Source organism: Burkholderia pseudomultivorans, assembly GCF_902499075.1.
In the GTDB taxonomy this organism is placed as follows: Bacteria; Pseudomonadota; Gammaproteobacteria; order Burkholderiales; family Burkholderiaceae; genus Burkholderia; species Burkholderia pseudomultivorans.
The window spans coordinates 1-1655 of sequence record NZ_CABVPP010000129.1 but is presented as its reverse complement, the minus strand read 5'-3'; the positions used below and the strand labels follow the sequence as shown (position 1 = coordinate 1655).

At 62.2% G+C, this 1655-nt stretch carries 1 pseudogene; it reads left to right on the top strand.

Going from position 1 to position 1655, the window contains the following annotated elements:
- Positions 1-1655, top strand: a pseudogene (locus BST28156_RS34445) (ESPR-type extended signal peptide-containing protein); the annotation flags it as partial.

Sequence of the window (1655 nt, the reverse complement as noted above, 5' to 3'; positions counted from 1 at the left end):
GTCGCTTCGCTGTCGTCGTCGACTTCGACGGGGTTGTCGTCGGCAAATAGCTCGATCGGCTCGCTGTCGACGGGGCTCAGCTCGACCAACAGCTCGGTGCTGTCGTTGTCCACCTCGGCTTCGACCGGCATCAGTTCGTTGTCCACCGGCCTCAGTTCCACCAACAGTAACGTCGCTTCGCTGTCGTCGTCGACTTCGACGGGGTTGTCGTCGGCAAATAGCTCGATCGGCTCGCTGTCGACGGGGCTGAGCTCCACTAATAGCTCGGTGCTGTCGCTGTCCACTTCGACCTCGACCGGCATCAGCTCGTTGTCGACCGGCCTCAGCACGGCCAACAGTTCGATTCTGTCACTGTCCACATCGACTTCGACCGGCATCGGCTCGCTGTCCACCGGCCTCAGTACAGCCAACAGCTCGATCACGTCGCTGTCCACATCGACCTCGACGGCAATCGAGGCCGCAAAGACGCACTACTACAGCGTCAACGATGGCGGTACGCAGCAGGCCAACTACGACAACAATGGCGCAACGGGCGTCAACTCGCTTGCCGCGGGCGTGGCTGCGAGCGCCGCGGGCGCAAGCAGCGTCGCGGTCGGCGACAGCGCGAACGCAAAAGCAAACGGCGCAGTCGCGATCGGCCAAAACGCCGCCGCCAACAACGCCGGCGACGTCGCGATCGGCAGCGGTTCAGTCACGTCGGCGCCGAACCCGACGCCGACCGGTACCGTCGGCGGTACGACCCATACGTTCGCAGGCGGCAATCCGACCAGCGTGGTCAGCGTCGGCAGTCAAGGCGCAGAACGCCAGGTCACGAACGTCGCCGCCGGGCAAATCACCGCGAACAGCACCGATGCGATCAACGGTTCGCAACTCTTCGCGACCAATTCGACGCTGGACTCGCTGTCGACGACTGTGTCGTCGTCCAGCGGCGAGATCGCGTCGCTGTCGACCGGACTCAGCTCGACCAACAGCACCGTGACTTCGCTGTCGACCTCTACGTCGACGGGTCTGTCGTCGGCTAATAGCTCCATCGCGTCGCTTTCCACCTCGACTTCAACCGGTATCGGCTCGCTGTCCACTGGTCTCAGTTCGACAAATAGCACCGTCACTTCGCTGTCGACCTCCACATCGACGGGTCTGTCGTCGGCTAATAGTTCGATCGCGTCGCTGTCCACGTCGACTTCGACCGGCATCAGTTCGCTGTCCACGGGCCTGAGCTCGACCGATAGCACGGTCGCTTCGCTGTCGACTTCCACGTCGACTGGCCTGTCATCGGCTAACAGCTCGATCACGTCGCTGTCCACCTCGACTTCGACCGGTATCAGTTCGCTCTCTACTGGCCTGAGCTCGACCGATAGCACGGTCGCTTCGTTGTCAACTTCCACGTCGACCGGTCTGTCCTCGGCTAACAGTTCGATCACGTCGCTGTCCACCTCGACTTCGACCGGCATCAGCTCGTTGTCCACGGGTCTCAGCTCGACTAATAGCACCGTCGCTTCGCTGTCGACTTCCACGTCGACTGGCCTGTCCTCGGCTAACAGTTCGATCACGTCGCTGTCCACCTCGACTTCGACCGGCATCAGCTCGTTGTCCACGGGTCTCAGCTCGACTAATAGCACCGTCGCTTCGCTGTCGACTTCCACGTCGACGGGTCT